This is a genomic window from Curtobacterium luteum (assembly GCF_014646995.1).
GTDB classification, from domain to species: Bacteria; Actinomycetota; Actinomycetes; order Actinomycetales; family Microbacteriaceae; genus Curtobacterium; species Curtobacterium luteum.
In genome coordinates this window covers 137545-152939 of the sequence record NZ_BMOI01000004.1, presented here as the reverse complement: position 1 = coordinate 152939, position 15395 = coordinate 137545, and the positions used below count along the sequence as shown (strand labels likewise).

Here is a 15395-nt window from a genome sequence, read left to right as displayed (position 1 = left end):
CGGCCTACGGCGCGACGGTCGGGACGGTCCCGGTCCCGGTGAGGTCGGGCAACGTGATGCCGGCCGCCGGCAGCAGCGCCGAGGCCACCGCCCACAACAGCACCAGGGTGCCGACAGCGCCGAGCACGGCACCGAGCAGTGCGACGGGCCGCTGCCAGGTGGCGGTCCGGTCGCGGAGCACGACGATCGACACCACGAGAGCGAGCACGCCGAGGAGCACCCCGACCCAGTGCACGGTCGACGGCGCGGTGAACCACCATGCGGCCAGTCCGAGCGTGGCGAGTCCGGCCAGCGCTCCGAGGACCGCTCCGGGCGTCGCGCCGAGTCGCCGGGTGGTCGCCGGGTCCGCGGCGGTCGCCTCCGTCGGGGCTGCGCCGGACTGGAGGATCGGCTCGGTCGGGGCGGGTTCGCGCACCACGGGCGCGGCGAGGGTCGGCGCCGCGTCGGCCTGCGGCGCGACCGGGAGGCCCGGTCCGACAGCGGACGCGGGTGCGCCAGCGAGTGCCGCGGCGCCGGCGGATGCGTCCGTGGTCAGCGGCGGTGCGACGACACCCTGGCGGGCGGCGAACCGCGCGGGCGTGCGGTACCCGACGGGTCCGGTCGGCTCGGGTTCGGTGCCCTGCACGACCACGTGCTCGAGGCCCGGGACCGAGAAGCGCGGCTGCCCGACCGTCGGGACGGCCGGTGCCCGGGGAGCGACGGGGGCCGGAGCCGCCGCCGCAGGGGTGGCGAGCGGACCGGCGTCGACCGGGGAGACCGGTGCCGGGGACGCGGTCAGGAGCTGGTCGAACGGCAGGGTGTGGACCGCGGGGGAGGTCGGCGCCGGCGGCAGGAGGTCCTGGTCCGGCGGGAAGTCGGGGACGACGACGTCGGCGAGCGGGGCGGACCCACCGACGACGTCGGCGAGCGGGGCGGACCCACCGGCGACGGGGTCCGCGGCCTCGACCTCGGCAGCGGCAGCAGCAGGAGCCGCGGCGGCGACACCCGCGGGGGCCGGGGCCACGACCGCCGTGGGGCCGGCCACGGGCGGACCGGCCACGGGCGGACCGGCCACGGGCGGACCGGCCACGGGCAGGGCGGCGGCCGTCGTGGCGGGCGCGGGGCGTGCCTCCAGGCCGTCCTCCGGGGGAGCGGTGACCCAGGCGGGGACCGGCCGACGAGGTCGTTCGGACTCCGGCATGCGATGCGACGCCACTGCAGCTCCCTCCGCTGGTCTGATCCAGACTCAGTTGTATCGGGGAGCCCCCGGGCGGGCGCATCCCCAGTTCGGGGCCGTCCGCGGCCGGTCGCCGGTACGGTCGGGGCATGACCGGAATCGAACACCGTCCGCTCGGGCCCTCGGGGCTCGTCGTGTCCACCGTCGGCCTCGGCTGCAACAACTTCGGACGGCCGGGCACCGCCTCCGAGACGCAGGAGGGCACCGACGCGGTGGTGCATGCCGCACTCGACGCCGGGGTCACCCTGTTCGACTGCGCGGACATCTACGGCGGTCGTCCCGGCCTCAGCGAGGAGATGCTCGGGAAGGCCGTCGCCGGTCGCCGGGACGAGATCGTGCTCGCGACCAAGTTCGGCCTCGACATGCAGGGTGCGAACGGGCCGGACTGGGGAGTGCGCGGCTCGCGGCGCTACGTCCGGCTCGCGGTCGAGTCGTCGCTCCGACGCCTCGGGACGGACTGGATCGACCTGTACCAGATGCACGCGCCGGACAGCGTCACGCCGATCGAGGAGACGCTCTCCGTGCTCGACGACCTCGTCCGCGAGGGCAAGATCCGCTACGTCGGCCACTCGAACTTCGCCGGGTGGCAGATCGCCGAGGCCGAGCTCACCGCGTCCATCGCCGGCACCACGCAGTTCGTGTCGGCGCAGAACGAGTACAGCCCCCTGGCGCGCGGCGTCGAGGACGAGGTGCTCCCCGCCGTCCGGGCGTACGCCCTCGGGTTCCTGCCGTACTTCCCGCTGTACAACGGGCTCCTCACGGGCAAGTACACGAAGGCGGGCGGACCGGCGGACGGACGCCTCAGCACGTCGAAGCCGCAGCTGCTGGCCGACGCCCCGTGGGACGTACTCGACGAGTTCCAGCGGTTCTGCGACCAGCGGGGTGTGACGATGCTGCAGGCGACGTTCGCCTGGCTGCTGGCCCAGCCCGGACTGTCGAGCGTCATCGCGGGGGCGACGAAGCCGGAGCAGATCACGCAGAACGCCGAGGCCGGCGCCGCGTGGGCGCCGTCCGAGGAGGACGTCACCGAGATGACCGTCATCTTCGACGGTGCGACCGCGCGGCGCTGAGGCGCGGCGCGAGGCTCGCGGCGGCGGCGAGTCTCGCCGCGGCGAGTCTCGCGGCGGCTGCGGCGAGTCTCGCCGTGGGCGACCGTTCTCGCGCTCGCACGCGCGCGATCTGTCGCTCAGCGCGAGTCTCGCCGCCTGCCGACCCGCGAGTCTCGCGGCCCGCCGACCCGGCCCGTGCCGACCTACTGGTCGCGGTACCGCTTCGCGGCGGCGAGCGCCTCGCGGAGCTCGTCCGCGGTCAGGCGCGGACCGTACCCGGGGGTGTCGCGCTGGATGCGCCACCCCTCGGCGAGCGGCCCGGCGTCGACGACGTCGAACCCGAACGCGTCGATGAGCGCGGTGACGGCCTGCTTGGCGCCCTCGTCGTCACCGGCGATGACGAGTGCGCGGCGGTCGGCCGTGCCCGCCGGGCTCGCGTGACCGGTGAGGTCGGCGGCGCCGATGTGGTTGAACGCCTTGACGACGTGCGAGGCGGGCAGGTGGGCCTGGAGGAGCTCCGCGGTGGTCGTCGTCTCGTCGTCGAGCGCCGCGATGTGCCCGTCGCGCTGCGGGTAGTAGTTGTTCGTGTCGATGACGACCTTGCCGGTGAGGGGCTCGACGGGGATGGTCTCGATCGCGGCGAGCGGGGTCGTGACGATGACGACCTCCCCGGCTGCCGCCGCCTCGTCGCGGGTGGCGGCGCGTGCCGACGGGCCGAGCTCGTCCACCAGGTCGGTGAGCGTCTCCGGGCCGCGGGAGTTGGCGATCACCACCTCGTGGCCGTGCTGCACGGCGAGGCGTGCCAGCTGGGATCCGATGTTGCCTGCTCCGATGATGCCGATCGTGGTCATGCAGGACGCAACGCGCGGGAACGGGGTGCATTCCCGGGCCGGGCAGACGTCGGGCGAGCAGAACGCCGTTCCGGGAGCATGATGGCGGCATGACCGAGGAGTTCCGCCACGAGCCCGACGAGCACCGCTACGCCATGTACGTGGACGGCGAACTGGTGACCGTCCTCGACTACCGCGAGAACGGGGACGCGATCGCGTTCCCGCACACGTACACGGTGCCGAAGCACCGAGGCCGCGGCTACGCCGCCGCGCTCGTCGAGCACACGGTCGACGAGGTCGAGCGGACGTCCGACAAGCGCATCGTCCCGATGTGCTGGTTCGTCGGGCAGTGGTTCGACGAGCACCCGGAGCGGGCCGGGCTGCTCAGCCGCGGCGTTGCCGACTGACAGGACAGGACCCGACCGTGACGACCATCACCCCCTTCCTCTGGTACGACGACGAGGCACGGCAGGCCGCCGAGCACTACGTGTCGCTGTTCGCGGACTCGCGGATCGACAGCGTGGCGGAGACCCCGGACGGGCACGTCCTCGTGGTCGAGTTCACGCTGCTCGGCCGGCCGTGCCGTGCGATGAACGGCGGACCGGGCCACCCGCACTCCGACGCGGTGTCGTTCCAGGTCGACGTCGACACCCAGGACGAGCTCGACCGGGTCTGGGACGCGCTCCTCGCCGACGGCGGCCGACCGTCCGTGTGCGGCTGGCTGTTCGACCGCTGGGGTCTGGCGTGGCAGGTGACCCCGTCGATGATGGGGGAGCTCATGACGGGGTCGGGCGACCCCGCAGCGAACGCCCGCGTGTACGAGGCGATGATGGACATGCAGAAGCTCGACATCGCCGCGCTGCGGGCCGCGGCGGCGGGTCGCTGACAGCGCGGCCGGCCTCGGCGGGTCGCTGACGGGGCCATCCGCTCCGTCGGTACCCTCGGAGGCCACAGCACCGGGAACAGGCAGGAGCCACCATGGACCACCCGAGGTCCGATGTCCGGAACGCCGACATCGGACGGGCGTACACCGAGCTCTCGCGGATCACGAGACGAGCGAGCATCCGGGCGCGGGGGGCGGACGAGGTGCTCAGCGTGGTCGACCAGTCCCTCGTGGACTTCGTCGTCGAGCACCCCGGCTGCATGGCCATCGACATCGCGCGGTACCTGCGGCTGAACCGGTCGACGATCTCGCGGCAGCTGTCGGGCCTCCTCGCCGCCGGGCTCGTGCGCACCACCGACGGCGGGACCGGCAACGCCAAGCCCCTCGTCGCGACCGACGACGGGCGCGCCGCACTCGAGCGGTCCGTCCGGCTGCACCGCGACGCCCTCGAGGAACGCCTCGCCGACTGGTCCGACGACGACGTCGCGCTGCTCGCCGGGCTGCTCGAACGGCTCGGCACCGCCGACGAGTCCGGACTGCCCATGCCGGCGCGCGGCGACGCCTCGTGACGACCTCGTTCGTCCTGCTCTCCGACACGCACCTGCCCAAGCGTGCGAAGGACCTGCCGCCCGGGCTCTGGGCCGACATCGACGCCGCGGACCTGGTCGTGCACGCGGGGGACTGGGTGGACCTCGCGACCCTCGACGCCGTGTCCGGCCGTGCACGCCGGTTCGTCGGCGTCCGCGGCAACAACGACGGGCCGGAGTTCGACGACCGCCTCCCGCTCGTGGCCCGGTGCGCAGTCGAGGACCTCCGGTTCGCGGTCGTGCACGAGACCGGCGCGGCGACCGGTCGTGAGCGCCGGACGGCAGCGGCGTACCCGGACGTCGACGTGCTCGTGTTCGGGCACTCGCACATCCCGTGGGACACCGTCGCCGACTCCGGGCTGCGCCTGCTCAACCCGGGCTCGCCGACCGACCGCCGCCGGCAACCCGACCACACCTGGATGCGGGGCACCGTGGACGGCCGCGACCTGCACGTCGAGCTCGTGCGGCTGCCCCCGCGCTGACGTCGCCGACCTGCCCCCGCGCAGCACGGCCGGTCACGGTCCGCGGCGCTCAGACCGTCACGAACCCGGACGGCATCCGGAAGAACGCAGCCTCCCACTGTGTCGACCGCCGGTGTGCCCGGGCCATCCGCCCCCGTTCCGCGCCGGTCGCCGTCGCTGCCAGACGCTCGACCCACGACGTGGCCTCGGCGCTCGCCGCCGCGAAGGCCGGGTCACCGTAGGATCCGATCCAGTCCGCGAAGGGGTGCCCCTCGGGAGCGGTGCCGAGCCGCGTGCCCACCCAGGCGTACACCCGGAAGCAGGGCAGCACGGCGGCGGCGAGGACCGCGGTGGACCCGGTGCAGGCGGCCGCCTGCAGATGCGCGAGGTAGCCGGCGCACACCGGGTGCACGGGGTCGTCCTCGTGGGAGCCCGCGAGACGCCGGTGGTGCAGGTCGCGTGCCTCGGCGGCGCACCCCTCCGCCGCCGTCGTCCAGAACGCCGCGGCCGGGCCGTCCGACTCCGCGGCGAGGCGGGCGAGGAGGCGTTCGTACGCGCGGAGGTAGTGCACGTCCTGCGCCAGGTACCCCTCGAACGCCGCGGTCGGCAGCGTGCCGTCGGCGAGGCCGCGGAGGAACTCGTCGTGCAGCAGGTCCTCGCGGACCTCGGCGACGTCGTCCCACCACGCATCGGTCCAGGAGACCGGTGGCAGTGCTGCGCGGGTCGCCGCGCCGTGGTCGACGGGGCCGTTCCCGGCGCCGACGTCGAGCGCGTCGGCGTGCTCGAGCGCGGTCGTGAGCCACCGCTTGGCAGCGCGGACGGCCACCTCCCAGTCTCCGTGGCGAGCGGCGAGCGTGGCGATCGCGCTGGACAGCGAGCAACCGGTGCCGTGCGTGTTCTCGGTGAGCACCCTGGGGCCGGAGAACAGGCGCACGCGTCCGTCCGGTGCCACGAGCACGTCGTCCGAGGTCGGGCCGTCGTCGTGACCGCCCTTCGCGAGGACGAGCACGTCCCAGGTCGCCGCCACGAGCGCCGCGTCGTCGAGCGGACCGCCCGTGCCCACGCCGTCGACGGCGGTCGCGCCTCCGGCCCGGTCCGCGCCGCTGGTCGTGCGACGCGCCAGGTCGCCGAGCACCCGCAGCTCCGCCCGGTTCGGCGTCAGCAGGTCCGCGTGCACGAACAGGTCGACCAGGGCGGCTTCGGCATCGGCCGAGAGCAGCCGGTCGCCGCTCGTCGCCACCATCACCGGGTCCACCACGACGACGGGCGGACGGTGCTCCGCCAGCCAGCCCGTGACCGTCGCCACGACGTCCGCGGTGCCGAGCATCCCGACCTTGACCGCGTCGATGACGACGTCGTCCGACACGGCATCGAGCTGCTCGCGCAGGAACCCCGTGTCCGGGACGTGCACGGAGCGCACGCCCCTGGTGTTCTGCGCGACGAGCGCCGTGACGACGCCCATGCCGTAGCCGTCGTGCGCGGCGATGCTCTTGAGGTCTGCCTGCAGTCCGGCCCCGCCGGTCGGGTCGGTCCCGGCGATGCTCAGGACGCGCACGACGCCGGTCACGAGGCACCGGCCTGGAGGCGCGGTGCACCATCGCGCGCACCGCCCGTCCGCCAGGCGGTCACGTACGCGGCCGCCGCCGCCCCGGGGTCGGGCGCCGCGCAGATGCCGGACACCACCGCGACGCCGGCAGCACCCGCCGCGCGCAGGGCCGCGACGTCCTCCAGGGTCACGCCACCGATCGCGACGCACGGCACACCGGTCGACCGGGCGATCCGACCGAACCCGGCGACGCCGAGCGGCTCCGGGTGGTCGGCCTTCGTCGTCGTGGGGTGGACGACCCCGACGCCGAGCAGGTCCACCGTCCCGGACGGCAGGGCAGCGACGGCGTCGAGGTGCTCCGGCGTGTTGGCGGTCAGGCCGACGTGCGCGCCCGGTCCGAGCAGCGCCCGGGCCACGGTGACGGGCACGTCGGACTGGCCGAGGTGCACCCCGGCGACCCGGTGCCCGGCGTGCCGCGCGGCGAGGACGACGTCCAGCCGGTCGTCGACCACCACCGTCGCCCGGGCCCCGACGGCGTCTGCCACGGCGACGCTCAGGGCCAGGAGGTCCCGCGCCGACGCGTGCTTGTCCCGCACCTGGACGGTCCGGACGCCCGCGGCGACGGCTGCCCGCACGACCTCGACGACACCGTGACCGTGGCGACCCGCGAGCGCGGTGTCCGTCACGAGGTACACGCCGACGTCCGACCGACCGCCCGGGAACCCGACCCCGGTCACCGGTCGCCGTCCGACGCCTCGGTGGCGACCCGGGCCCCACGCACGACGTCATCGGGGGTGAGGGTCGCCAGGCGGTCGAGGAACACGGGCTGGAACGTGCCAGGACCGCCTGCGTCCCGAGCCGCGAGCTCGGCCGCGAGGGTGTGCACGACGGTCGCGGCCACCGCGGCCTCCCCGGCGTCCGCCGCGACCGAGGCGAACGCGGCGACGGCGGCGCCGAGCGCGCACCCACCGCCCGTGATCCGCGTGAGCACCTCCGTGCCGTTGGCCACCCGCACGACGGTGCCGTCGGGGGTGACCAGCAGGTCGACCGGACCCGACACGGCGATCGCGCCCACGTGCCTCCCGACCGATGCCCGAGCGACGGACCGGGCGTCGTCCGCATCGGCCGTGGCATCGGTGCCACGGCCACCGGCCGCACCGTCGAGCAGCGCCAGGACCTCGGAGGCGTTCCCGCGCAGCACGGTCGGACGGAGCGCCAGCAGCTCCCGGGCGAGGGCCGTCCGCACCGGCAGCGCCCCGACCGCCACCGGGTCGAGGACCCACGGCGTCCCCGCGTCCGTCGCGGCGGTCGCTGCCTCGACGGCGGCGTCCCGAGCCTCCTCGTGCGGGGTGCCGGTGTTCACGAGCAGCCCGTCCGCCACCCGGGCGAACGGTCCGGCCTCGGTGCGGACGTCGACCATCGCCGGCGACGCCCCGAGCGCCAGGAGCACGTTCGCCGTGACGTTCTGCACCACGGTGTTCGTGACGCACTGGACCAGCGGGGCGCGGGCGCGGAGGGCCTCGAGGAGGTCGGCCGTCCGGCGGACGAGGTCCGGCGCGGCGGTCGTGGGTACGGGCGCAGCAGCGTGCATGGACGATCCCTTCGCGAGTACGAGCTCGAGCAGGTTCGACGGGTGTGATCTCAGCCGCGGTCGCGGCACCCCGTGTCTCGAGCGTCACCGTACACGACGCCGCGCGACACCGACGGACACACGGCCAGGCGCATGTGGGAAGGTGGAGCGGTGCCCGACGTCCCTGGTGTGAACCGTCTCTCCGGTGCGGACCGTGGCCCCGGCGCGGACCGTGCGACGCCGCCCGGGCCGCCTCCGGGCCCCCGTGACCCCGGCGACGCCTGGGCGGTCGGCCCCGACGGCACGAAGGCGTGGGGACGCTTCGGCGCCGCCGGCCTCCTCGTCGACGACGGCTCCGGCCGCGTGCTCCTGCAGCACCGCGTCGAGTGGAGCCACCACGGCGGCACCTGGGGCATCCCCGGCGGCGCCCGGCACCAGGGCGAGGACGCCGTCACCGGCGCACTCCGCGAGTCCGCCGAGGAGGCAGGCGTCCCGCACGACGGCGTCGACCTGCGCCACACCGCGGTCCTCGACCTCGGGTTCTGGACCTACACGACCGTCGTCGGGCGCGCCTCCCGGCCGTTCGAACCGGTCATCGCGGACCGGGAGAGCCTCGCGCTCTCCTGGATCCCGGTCGACGAGGTCGCCGACCTCCCGCTGCACCCCGGCTTCGGTGCCTCCTGGCCGACGCTGCGCGCCGCCCTCGACACGACGCCGCACGTCGTCGTCGACGCGGCCAACGTCGTCGGCAGCCGACCGGACGGCTGGTGGCGGGACCGCGCCGGCGCGGCCGCGACGCTCGTCGCGGGCGTCGACGCGCTCGCTGCGGACGGGATCGCCGCGTCCGGACTCGACCTGCCGTTCGCGCGCTGGTGGCCACGGTGGACCGTGGTGCTCGAAGGGGAGGCCCGGCTCGCCCCCGACACGGCCGCCCACGGCGTCGAGGTGGTCCGGGCACCCGCTTCGGGTGACGACGCGATCGTCGCAGCGGCCGAGCGGGCGCTCGCCGAGGGCGATGCCCCCGTGGTCGTCGTCACGGCGGACCGTGAGCTGCGCTCGCGGGTCGAGGCGCTCGGCGCCGGTGCGCGCGGCCCGGCGTGGTTGCGCGACGCGTTGCCGGCGTGACGGACAGTGAGCGCACGCGCTGGCGACCGTCCCCGAGCTGCGCACGATCTCGCTCTGTCTCGTGGCAGTTCCGGTGCACGACCGTCGGGGTTCCGGAACCGGAACTGCCACCGACCGAACGGAACGGCGCCTCGGGCCGGGCCGGGCGCAGCGGCCGAGCCGGACCCAACCCGACCGAACCGGACGGGTCCAGACCGGACCGGATCGGACGGGTCCGGACCGGATCGGACCGGATCGGACCGGACCGGATCGGACCGGACCCGACCTGACCGGACTCGACCCGACCGGACCGGACCGGGGCCTGGACCGACCGTCGGGCCGGCGCCGGCGCGCTCAGGCCGGGATGTGCCTCCTGGACGACACCGTGATCGCGACCCACGCGATGACGCCGAGCGCGACGACCACCCCGAGGATCACCGGGACGGGCACGGTGCCCGCGATCGCCGCGATGACCGCCGGCGCGAGGAACCCGGCGTACGCAGCCGCGTAGAACACGCCCGTCAGCCCCGCGAGGTCACGGGGACCCGCGATCCGCTGCACCTCGAGCAGAGACGACACGAGCGCCGTGCCGATCCCCGCGCCGATGACCACGTTGGCGGCGAGACCGATCCACACCGACTGCGCGACGACCGCGAGGCCGACGACCCCGATGCCGAGCGTCATCAGCGCCACCGCGACCGCGAGTCCGCGGGCCGAGGTCACCGAGTGCACGCGCTTCGCGATCGGCTGCATCGCGCTCGACACGCCCAGGGCGACGACGGTCGTCGCCGTGGCGAAGACGAGCCCCCACGACCCGGTCGCCGCGGTGAGCTGTGTCGGCAGGTAGCCGTAGCCGATCGCCGCGGACCCGAAGATCCACGGGGCTGCTACGAGCACGACCCGGGTGAAGCGTCGGTGGCCGGCGCTCGGCACCCGGAGCTGGCGCCACCACGGTCCGGGCAGGCCGCCGGTGGTGTTCGTCTCGGGCGTCCGCCACACCACGATTGCGAAGGGCAGGGCGACGACGATGTGCAGGAGGAAGGGCAGGACCTCCGGGACGGGGCCCCACTGGGCGATGAGCCCGGCGACGAGCGCCCCGGACGCGGACCCGAGCGTGAACGCCAGGGACGCCCGTCGCGCTCCGGCCCCGGCGTCCGCGCGCGGGTCGAAGCGTCCCTGCGACAGCTCCTTCACCCAGCTGTTGCCGACCGCCATCGCGATGCCCACCGTCACGCCCGAGAACAGCCGACCGACCGCCAGGAACCCCGGCCCGAGCGGTCCGAGGGCCAGGAGCCCGCTGCCGACGACGGCGGTGCCGATGCCGACGAGCATGAGCGGGCGACGACCGTGCCGGTCGGACAGCGACCCGGCGACGAGCAGGGCTGGCGCGAGCCCGAGGACGTAGACCCCGAGGAGGACGGTGACGAGGACGGACGAGTAGTGCTGCCGCTGTTCGTACATGAGCAGGAGCGGGGAGAACTGGTTGCCGCCCCAGGAGCACACGAACACCGCGCCCCACACGGCGACCCACGGCAGGGCGCGGGCCTGCGGAACGGCGACGGACCCCGTGGCCGGCACGCTGCCCGTGGTGGCGTCGGCCGCGCTCACAGGGCGCCCCGGTGCGAGGCGACGTGCTCGTGGAGGACCGCCGCGTAGCGGGCCGCGTCCCCGGCCTCGAGCGCTGCGGCCAGCGCACGGTGGTCGTCGAGCGACGCCTGCAGCTGCTCGGGTCGGAGCCGCATGAGTTGGTGTCGGAGCCGCTGCTGCCGGTCCCGGAGCGTCCGGGCGAACATGACCGCGATGCCGTTCCGCGACGCCCCGATGACCGCGCCGTGGAACTCGGCGTCGAGCTCGACGAAACGGTCGACGTCACCGGCCGCGACCGCGTGCTGCTGCTCGCCGAGCACGGCCAGGAGCGCGGGGCCGACGTCGGCGGCCCGGCCGTCGCGCACGACCCGGGCTGCGGCGGTGGACTCGATGGCCTCCCGCATCTCCAGGACGTCGGCGGCCTCGTTCGGGGACATCGGCCGGACCACGGCACCCTTCCGCGACTCCAGCATGATGAGGTCCTCCGCCGCGAGTCGCAGGAAGGCCTCGTGCACCGGTGTCCGCGACACGCCGATCTCCTGGCAGAGCGCGTTCTCGCTGATGGCGGTGCCACCGGGGAGGTCACCCCGGATGATGGCGCGCTTGACGTGGTCGTACGCCCGGTCGGACGCCGCGGTGGTGCTGATCGGAGCGGTCACGAGCACCGAGTCTACGCCTTGCATGCAACGCTGCACGCATTTCCGTCCCGTGACGGTCGCGTGACGTCCCGACATCGTCCTCGGCGCGGTGCGAGCCGCACGGATACGCTGGCGGCCAACGTCAACGAGGACGTTCGACACAGGAGGTTCCCCTGATGGAACGCATCACCAGGGCCGACGACCGGGTGCACCGCCCGGCGGGTCCGTGGACGCCCACCGTCCACCGGCTGCTCGAGCACGCGCACGGACAGGGGTTCGTCGGGGTCCCGGAACCGATCTCACTCGGGGACACGCTCGAGACGGTGTCGTTCGTCCCGGGCACCGCGGGGGACTACCCGTGGAACCAGGACATCGCCAGCGAGGCCGCGCTCGTCACCACCGCCCGGATGCTCCGGCACTACCACGACGCCGCGCAGGACTACCCCCGCAGCGACGCCGACGTGTGGTCCCAGGCCGAGCGCGCCCCCGTCGAGACGATCGTCCACGGTGACTTCGCGCCCTACAACTGCGTCTACGACGGCATCGCCGCCGTGGGCATCATCGACTTCGACACCGCGCACCCCGGTCCGCGGGTGTGGGACGTCGCGAGTGCCGTGTACCGCTTCGCGCCCTTCACCACCGGCCTCGTCGAGGGCGGTTCCGCGAGCCTCGAACACCGGCTCGGGCGCGCCGCGGAGTTCTGCCGCGCCTACGGCCTCGACGCCCGCTCGCGGTCGGTCCTCGTCGAGACCATGGTGTCCTCGCTCGTGGCGCTGGTCACGACCATCGAGACCGAGGCCGCCGCGGGGGACCCGAAGTTCGTGAGCGACCTCCGACACGGGCACGTCGAGCTCTACCGTGCCGACGTGGCGTTCATCGAGGAGCACGCGGACGCGATCGCCGCCGCGGTCGCCTGACCCGTCCGCCCGACGGTGCCCGCGACGCTGACACCCGCCCGGCTCCGCGCCGAACGGCTCGCCGCGCAGGGCGTCGGTGCTCCCGGCGCGACCCCGGCCGCGGTGGTCGCCCGGATGACGGCGGTGCAGGGGCAGGACCTCGGGCAGGTGCTGTGGGCGATCGGTGTACGCGCCCCCGGCTCGACCCGCGCGGACGTCCGTGCTGCGTTCGACCGCGGCGAGGTCGTCCGGGCGTGGCCGATGCGCGGCACGCTGCACGCGCTCCGGCCGGACGACCTCCGGCTCATCGCATCGCTCACCGCCGAGCGGACCATCCGCTCCATCGCCCGGCGCGCCACCGAGCTCGGGATCGACGACGCGCTCGTGACCCGCGCGAGGGACGCCACCGTGGACGCCCTCCACGGGGGCCGGTCCCTCGTGCGCGACGACCTCTTCGACCACTGGCGCGCGGTCGGGATCGACCCGGCGGGCGGGCGCGGCTACCACCTGCTGCTCCGGCTCGCCCTCGACGGCCTGGTGGTGTGGGGGCCGACCGCGCGGGTGGGGCAGGGCATCGTGCTCCTGGACGAGTGGGCGCCGGCCACCGAGGACCTGCCCGACCGCGACGAGGCCCTGCGGCGCGTCGTCACCGGACACCTGCGGGGGCGGGGTCCCGCGACCGAGGCCGACACCGCCGCGTGGAAGAAGCTCCCGATCGGCGACGTCCGACGGGGCGCCGCGGCCGCCGGGGACGCGATCGAACGGCTCGGCGACGGGCTCCTCGCGCTCGCGGACCGTCCGGCTCCGGGAGGAGTCCCCACCGGACACCTGCTGCCCGGGTTCGACGAGTACCTCCTCGGCTACGCGGACCGGAGCGCGCAGCTGCCCGTCGTGCACCAGGACCGCGTGGTACCGGGTGGCAACGGGGTCTTCCTGCCGATGGCCGTCGTCCGCGGGGTCGTCGCGGGCACGTGGACCCGGGCGGAGCGCTCGACCGGCATCCGGCTCGTCGTCACGCCGTTCGAGCCCCTGGACCCCGCAGCCGTCCGCGCGCTCGAGGCCGCTGCCGAGCGGTACGCACGCTGGCTCGTCGCCCCCGTGACGTTCGACGTCGCCCCGCCCGCGTGATCGCGAGCCCACACGAGCTCACGCGCGCTCACGCCGACGGTGTCGGCCGTCGCCCGCCGGTCGCGCCCCGCGCCTCCAGCCAGCACCCAGCGCACGTGCGGCGGACCCCGACACTGCCTCGGGTAATGTCGCAGGGCCATGACCGACAGCCCGGCCGACGCCACCCCCTACGAGGTCCTCGGCGTCCCCGCGACCGCCGACGACGACGCCCTCCGACGCGCCTACCGCAAGGCCGCCCGCGAGTCGCACCCCGACCTCGGTGGCGACCCCCAGTCCTTCCGCCGCGTCCAGCTCGCCTGGGAGCGCATCGGCACGCCCGCCGCGCGCCGCGCCTACGACGCCGGCGCCCGTCCCGGCTCGGCCCCGCACGAGTCCGGTCCGTCCGGATCCTCCGCCTGGAGGCACGGATCACCCCGCGACGCCTACGCACCCCCGGCGGCACGTCGCGACTCCCGCCCGCGCGCCCGGTCCCACGGGCACCCCGGCGGACGCTCTCGCGAGGTCTTCCTGCAGGCCGAACGCGAGTGGGTCGGACTCGGCGACCCCATCGAGGACCCCTACGACCCCGCCCTCGTCCGCTCCGCACCCCGGCACGTCCGCCGCCTGCTCGGTGAGGCGCTCGCCGAGGAGGCGACGGCCTCCATCGTCGCCGACATGGGCATCGGCGTGACCGTCTGGCACGACCTCGACGCCGGACCCGAGGGCAAGCTCGACCACGCCGTCCTGACGAACTCCGGCCTCTGGGCGCTCGAGTCCATCGACTGGGGCGGCCCCGTGCAGGTCGACGGCGGCGAGATCACCGGCGAGACCCTGGCGCCGGGGGAGCGGCCCGTCAAGGAACTCGTGCGCGCCGCCCGCGCCGTCGAGAAGCAGACCCGCGTGCGCTTCACCGGCCGGATCCTCGTCGTGCCGGACTCCGCCGTCGACGAGGACGTCCAACTCGTCGGGTCCCACCGCAAGCCGACGGCCTTCGTCGTGCGACGCAGCGCCCTGGCGTACGTGCTCTCCGGCGCGCTGTCCCCGGTCGGTTCGGTCGACGTGTTCGACGTCCGCGACCGTCTCCAGCAGACCGTCCGGTTCGTCTGACGTCCGAGCCGGTCGGGCGTCAGTAGCCCCGCAGCTTCTCGAGGTCCCGGCGCTCCCGCTTGCTCGGACGCCCGGCGCCCCGGTCGCGCTGCGGCACGAACCCGGCCTCCTCGCGGGGCGGTCGCGGCGGGGTCTTGTCCTCGAAGTGCTTCGCCGCCTCCGGGGCACTCGTCCGCTTGAGGATGATGCCCCGCACCACCACGATCCGGTCGAAGCCGTTCTGGCGCACCCGGACCTCGTCGCCGGGGCCGATCGGCTGCGCTGCCTTCGCGCGCTCGCCGTTCACCCGGACGTGCCCGGCCTTGCACGCGGCCGTCGCGGCGGAGCGGGTCTTCGTGATGCGGACCGCCCAGATCCAGCTGTCGACCCGTGCCTTCTCCATCCCGACACTCTAGGACGCCGGCACCGCCCTACCCTGGGACGCGTGACCACCGATCCCGCCGCCGTCGCACGGGCACTGGCGCTCGGGGTGCTGCACGACGCGGCGCTCGGCGACCGGGTCGTCGTCCGCGCGCACCACGGCGAGGGTGCCCGGGACGCGCTCGGCGAGCTGGTCGCCCGCACTGCCACCACGGTGACGGTCGACACCCGGCGCGGTCCGGTCGAGGTCGCGCTCGCGGACGTCGTCGCCGCGAAGCCCGTCCCGCCGCCGCCGCGGCGCCGCTGACCCTCGCACGGTGCGAGGTGCGCCCGCGCGGTGCGAGGGCGCGCCCGCGCGGTGCGAGGTTCTGCACACCGTGGGACCCCGAGGACCTCGCACCGTGCCGGAAACCTCGCACCGTCCGTCCGCGCCCCCCGCGCCCGGCGTGCCGCA

18 protein-coding genes and 1 riboswitch are annotated in these 15395 nt (G+C 75.1%); of the genes, 10 read left to right on the top strand and 8 right to left on the bottom strand.

From position 1 onward, the window contains the following. Positions 1-4 precede the first annotated feature (4 nt). Complete coding sequence (locus IEY20_RS06565; protein ID WP_175329625.1) at positions 5-1024, bottom strand: hypothetical protein; 1020 nt, start codon at positions 1022-1024, stop codon at positions 5-7. Between the two features lie 281 nt (positions 1025-1305). Between IEY20_RS06565 and IEY20_RS06560 the strand changes: the two genes are divergently transcribed. Continuing rightward, on the top strand, positions 1306-2286 hold the full coding sequence (locus tag IEY20_RS06560) for an aldo/keto reductase (protein WP_022903940.1): 981 nt from the start codon (positions 1306-1308) through the stop codon (positions 2284-2286). 182 nt (positions 2287-2468) lie between these two features. On the opposite strand, the gene IEY20_RS06555 is transcribed toward IEY20_RS06560, so the two are convergent. Further along, positions 2469-3116: an NADPH-dependent F420 reductase gene (locus IEY20_RS06555; protein WP_175329626.1), complete on the bottom strand. Its 648-nt coding sequence runs from the start codon at positions 3114-3116 to the stop codon at positions 2469-2471. Between the two features lie 29 nt (positions 3117-3145). On the opposite strand from IEY20_RS06555, the gene IEY20_RS06550 reads away from it, so the two are divergent. From IEY20_RS06550 to IEY20_RS06535, 4 genes are all read left to right on the top strand, one after another. Next, the gene (locus IEY20_RS06550) at positions 3146-3502 is read left to right on the top strand and encodes a GNAT family N-acetyltransferase (RefSeq protein ID WP_372379366.1); all 357 of its coding nucleotides are present in this window, start codon (positions 3146-3148) and stop codon (positions 3500-3502) included. Between the two features lie 17 nt (positions 3503-3519). Further along, complete coding sequence (locus IEY20_RS06545) at positions 3520-3981, top strand: VOC family protein (RefSeq protein WP_175329628.1); 462 nt, start codon at positions 3520-3522, stop codon at positions 3979-3981. Positions 3982-4073: 92 nt separating this feature from the next. Then, positions 4074-4547 carry a MarR family winged helix-turn-helix transcriptional regulator gene (locus IEY20_RS06540; RefSeq protein ID WP_175329629.1) on the top strand — a complete coding sequence of 158 codons (474 nt, stop codon included), beginning with the start codon at positions 4074-4076 and terminating at the stop codon, positions 4545-4547. Further along, positions 4544-5047 carry a metallophosphoesterase family protein gene (locus tag IEY20_RS06535; protein ID WP_175329630.1) on the top strand — a complete coding sequence of 168 codons (504 nt, stop codon included), beginning with the start codon at positions 4544-4546 and terminating at the stop codon, positions 5045-5047. The genes IEY20_RS06540 and IEY20_RS06535 overlap by 4 nt, the downstream gene beginning before the upstream one ends. A 49-nt stretch (positions 5048-5096) precedes the next feature. Here the strand turns inward: IEY20_RS06535 and thiD are convergent, their stop codons facing one another. The 3 genes from thiD to thiM form a co-directional block, all read right to left on the bottom strand. Beyond that, positions 5097-6593: a bifunctional hydroxymethylpyrimidine kinase/phosphomethylpyrimidine kinase gene (gene thiD / locus IEY20_RS06530; protein WP_229727919.1), complete on the bottom strand. Its 1497-nt coding sequence runs from the start codon at positions 6591-6593 to the stop codon at positions 5097-5099. After that, positions 6590-7309, bottom strand: a complete 720-nt coding sequence (gene thiE / locus IEY20_RS17060; RefSeq protein WP_229727918.1) for a thiamine phosphate synthase — start codon at positions 7307-7309, stop codon at positions 6590-6592. The genes thiD and thiE overlap by 4 nt, the downstream gene beginning before the upstream one ends. Next, the gene (gene thiM, locus IEY20_RS06525) at positions 7306-8163 is read right to left on the bottom strand and encodes a hydroxyethylthiazole kinase (protein ID WP_175329632.1); all 858 of its coding nucleotides are present in this window, start codon (positions 8161-8163) and stop codon (positions 7306-7308) included. The genes thiE and thiM overlap by 4 nt, the downstream gene beginning before the upstream one ends. Next, positions 8152-8246, bottom strand: a riboswitch (TPP riboswitch). Its footprint overlaps the gene before it by 12 nt. Positions 8247-8331: 85 nt before the next feature. On the opposite strand from thiM, the gene IEY20_RS06520 reads away from it, so the two are divergent. Beyond that, the gene (locus IEY20_RS06520) at positions 8332-9267 is read left to right on the top strand and encodes an NUDIX domain-containing protein (protein WP_229727924.1); all 936 of its coding nucleotides are present in this window, start codon (positions 8332-8334) and stop codon (positions 9265-9267) included. 333 nt (positions 9268-9600) lie between these two features. Here the strand turns inward: IEY20_RS06520 and IEY20_RS06515 are convergent, their stop codons facing one another. Both IEY20_RS06515 and IEY20_RS06510 read right to left on the bottom strand, forming a co-directional pair. After that, a complete protein-coding gene (locus IEY20_RS06515; RefSeq protein WP_217504554.1) occupies positions 9601-10854 on the bottom strand; it encodes an MFS transporter in 1254 nt (417 codons plus the stop codon). Continuing rightward, entirely contained in the window at positions 10851-11492 is a 642-nt protein-coding gene (locus IEY20_RS06510; RefSeq protein ID WP_204620503.1) for a GntR family transcriptional regulator, read from the bottom strand. Before IEY20_RS06510 ends, IEY20_RS06515 begins: the two co-directional genes overlap by 4 nt. 155 nt (positions 11493-11647) lie before the next feature. Here IEY20_RS06510 and IEY20_RS06505 point away from each other — a divergent pair, with 155 nt between their 5' ends. The 3 genes from IEY20_RS06505 (at position 11648) to IEY20_RS06495 (ending at position 14581) form a co-directional block, all read left to right on the top strand. Further along, positions 11648-12388, top strand: coding sequence for a phosphotransferase enzyme family protein (locus IEY20_RS06505; RefSeq protein WP_175329635.1), 741 nt, complete (start codon positions 11648-11650; stop codon positions 12386-12388). A gap of 15 nt (positions 12389-12403) precedes the next feature. Next, the gene (locus IEY20_RS06500; RefSeq protein WP_175329636.1) at positions 12404-13495 is read left to right on the top strand and encodes a winged helix DNA-binding domain-containing protein; all 1092 of its coding nucleotides are present in this window, start codon (positions 12404-12406) and stop codon (positions 13493-13495) included. A 138-nt stretch (positions 13496-13633) separates the two neighbouring features. Next, positions 13634-14581: a J domain-containing protein gene (locus IEY20_RS06495; protein WP_175329637.1), complete on the top strand. Its 948-nt coding sequence runs from the start codon at positions 13634-13636 to the stop codon at positions 14579-14581. Positions 14582-14600: 19 nt separating this feature from the next. Here the strand turns inward: IEY20_RS06495 and IEY20_RS06490 are convergent, their stop codons facing one another. Further along, complete coding sequence (locus tag IEY20_RS06490) at positions 14601-14963, bottom strand: RNA-binding S4 domain-containing protein (protein WP_175329638.1); 363 nt, start codon at positions 14961-14963, stop codon at positions 14601-14603. Between the two features lie 42 nt (positions 14964-15005). Here IEY20_RS06490 and IEY20_RS06485 point away from each other — a divergent pair, with 42 nt between their 5' ends. Beyond that, positions 15006-15248: a hypothetical protein gene (locus tag IEY20_RS06485; protein WP_229727917.1), complete on the top strand. Its 243-nt coding sequence runs from the start codon at positions 15006-15008 to the stop codon at positions 15246-15248. Positions 15249-15395 lie beyond the last annotated feature (147 nt).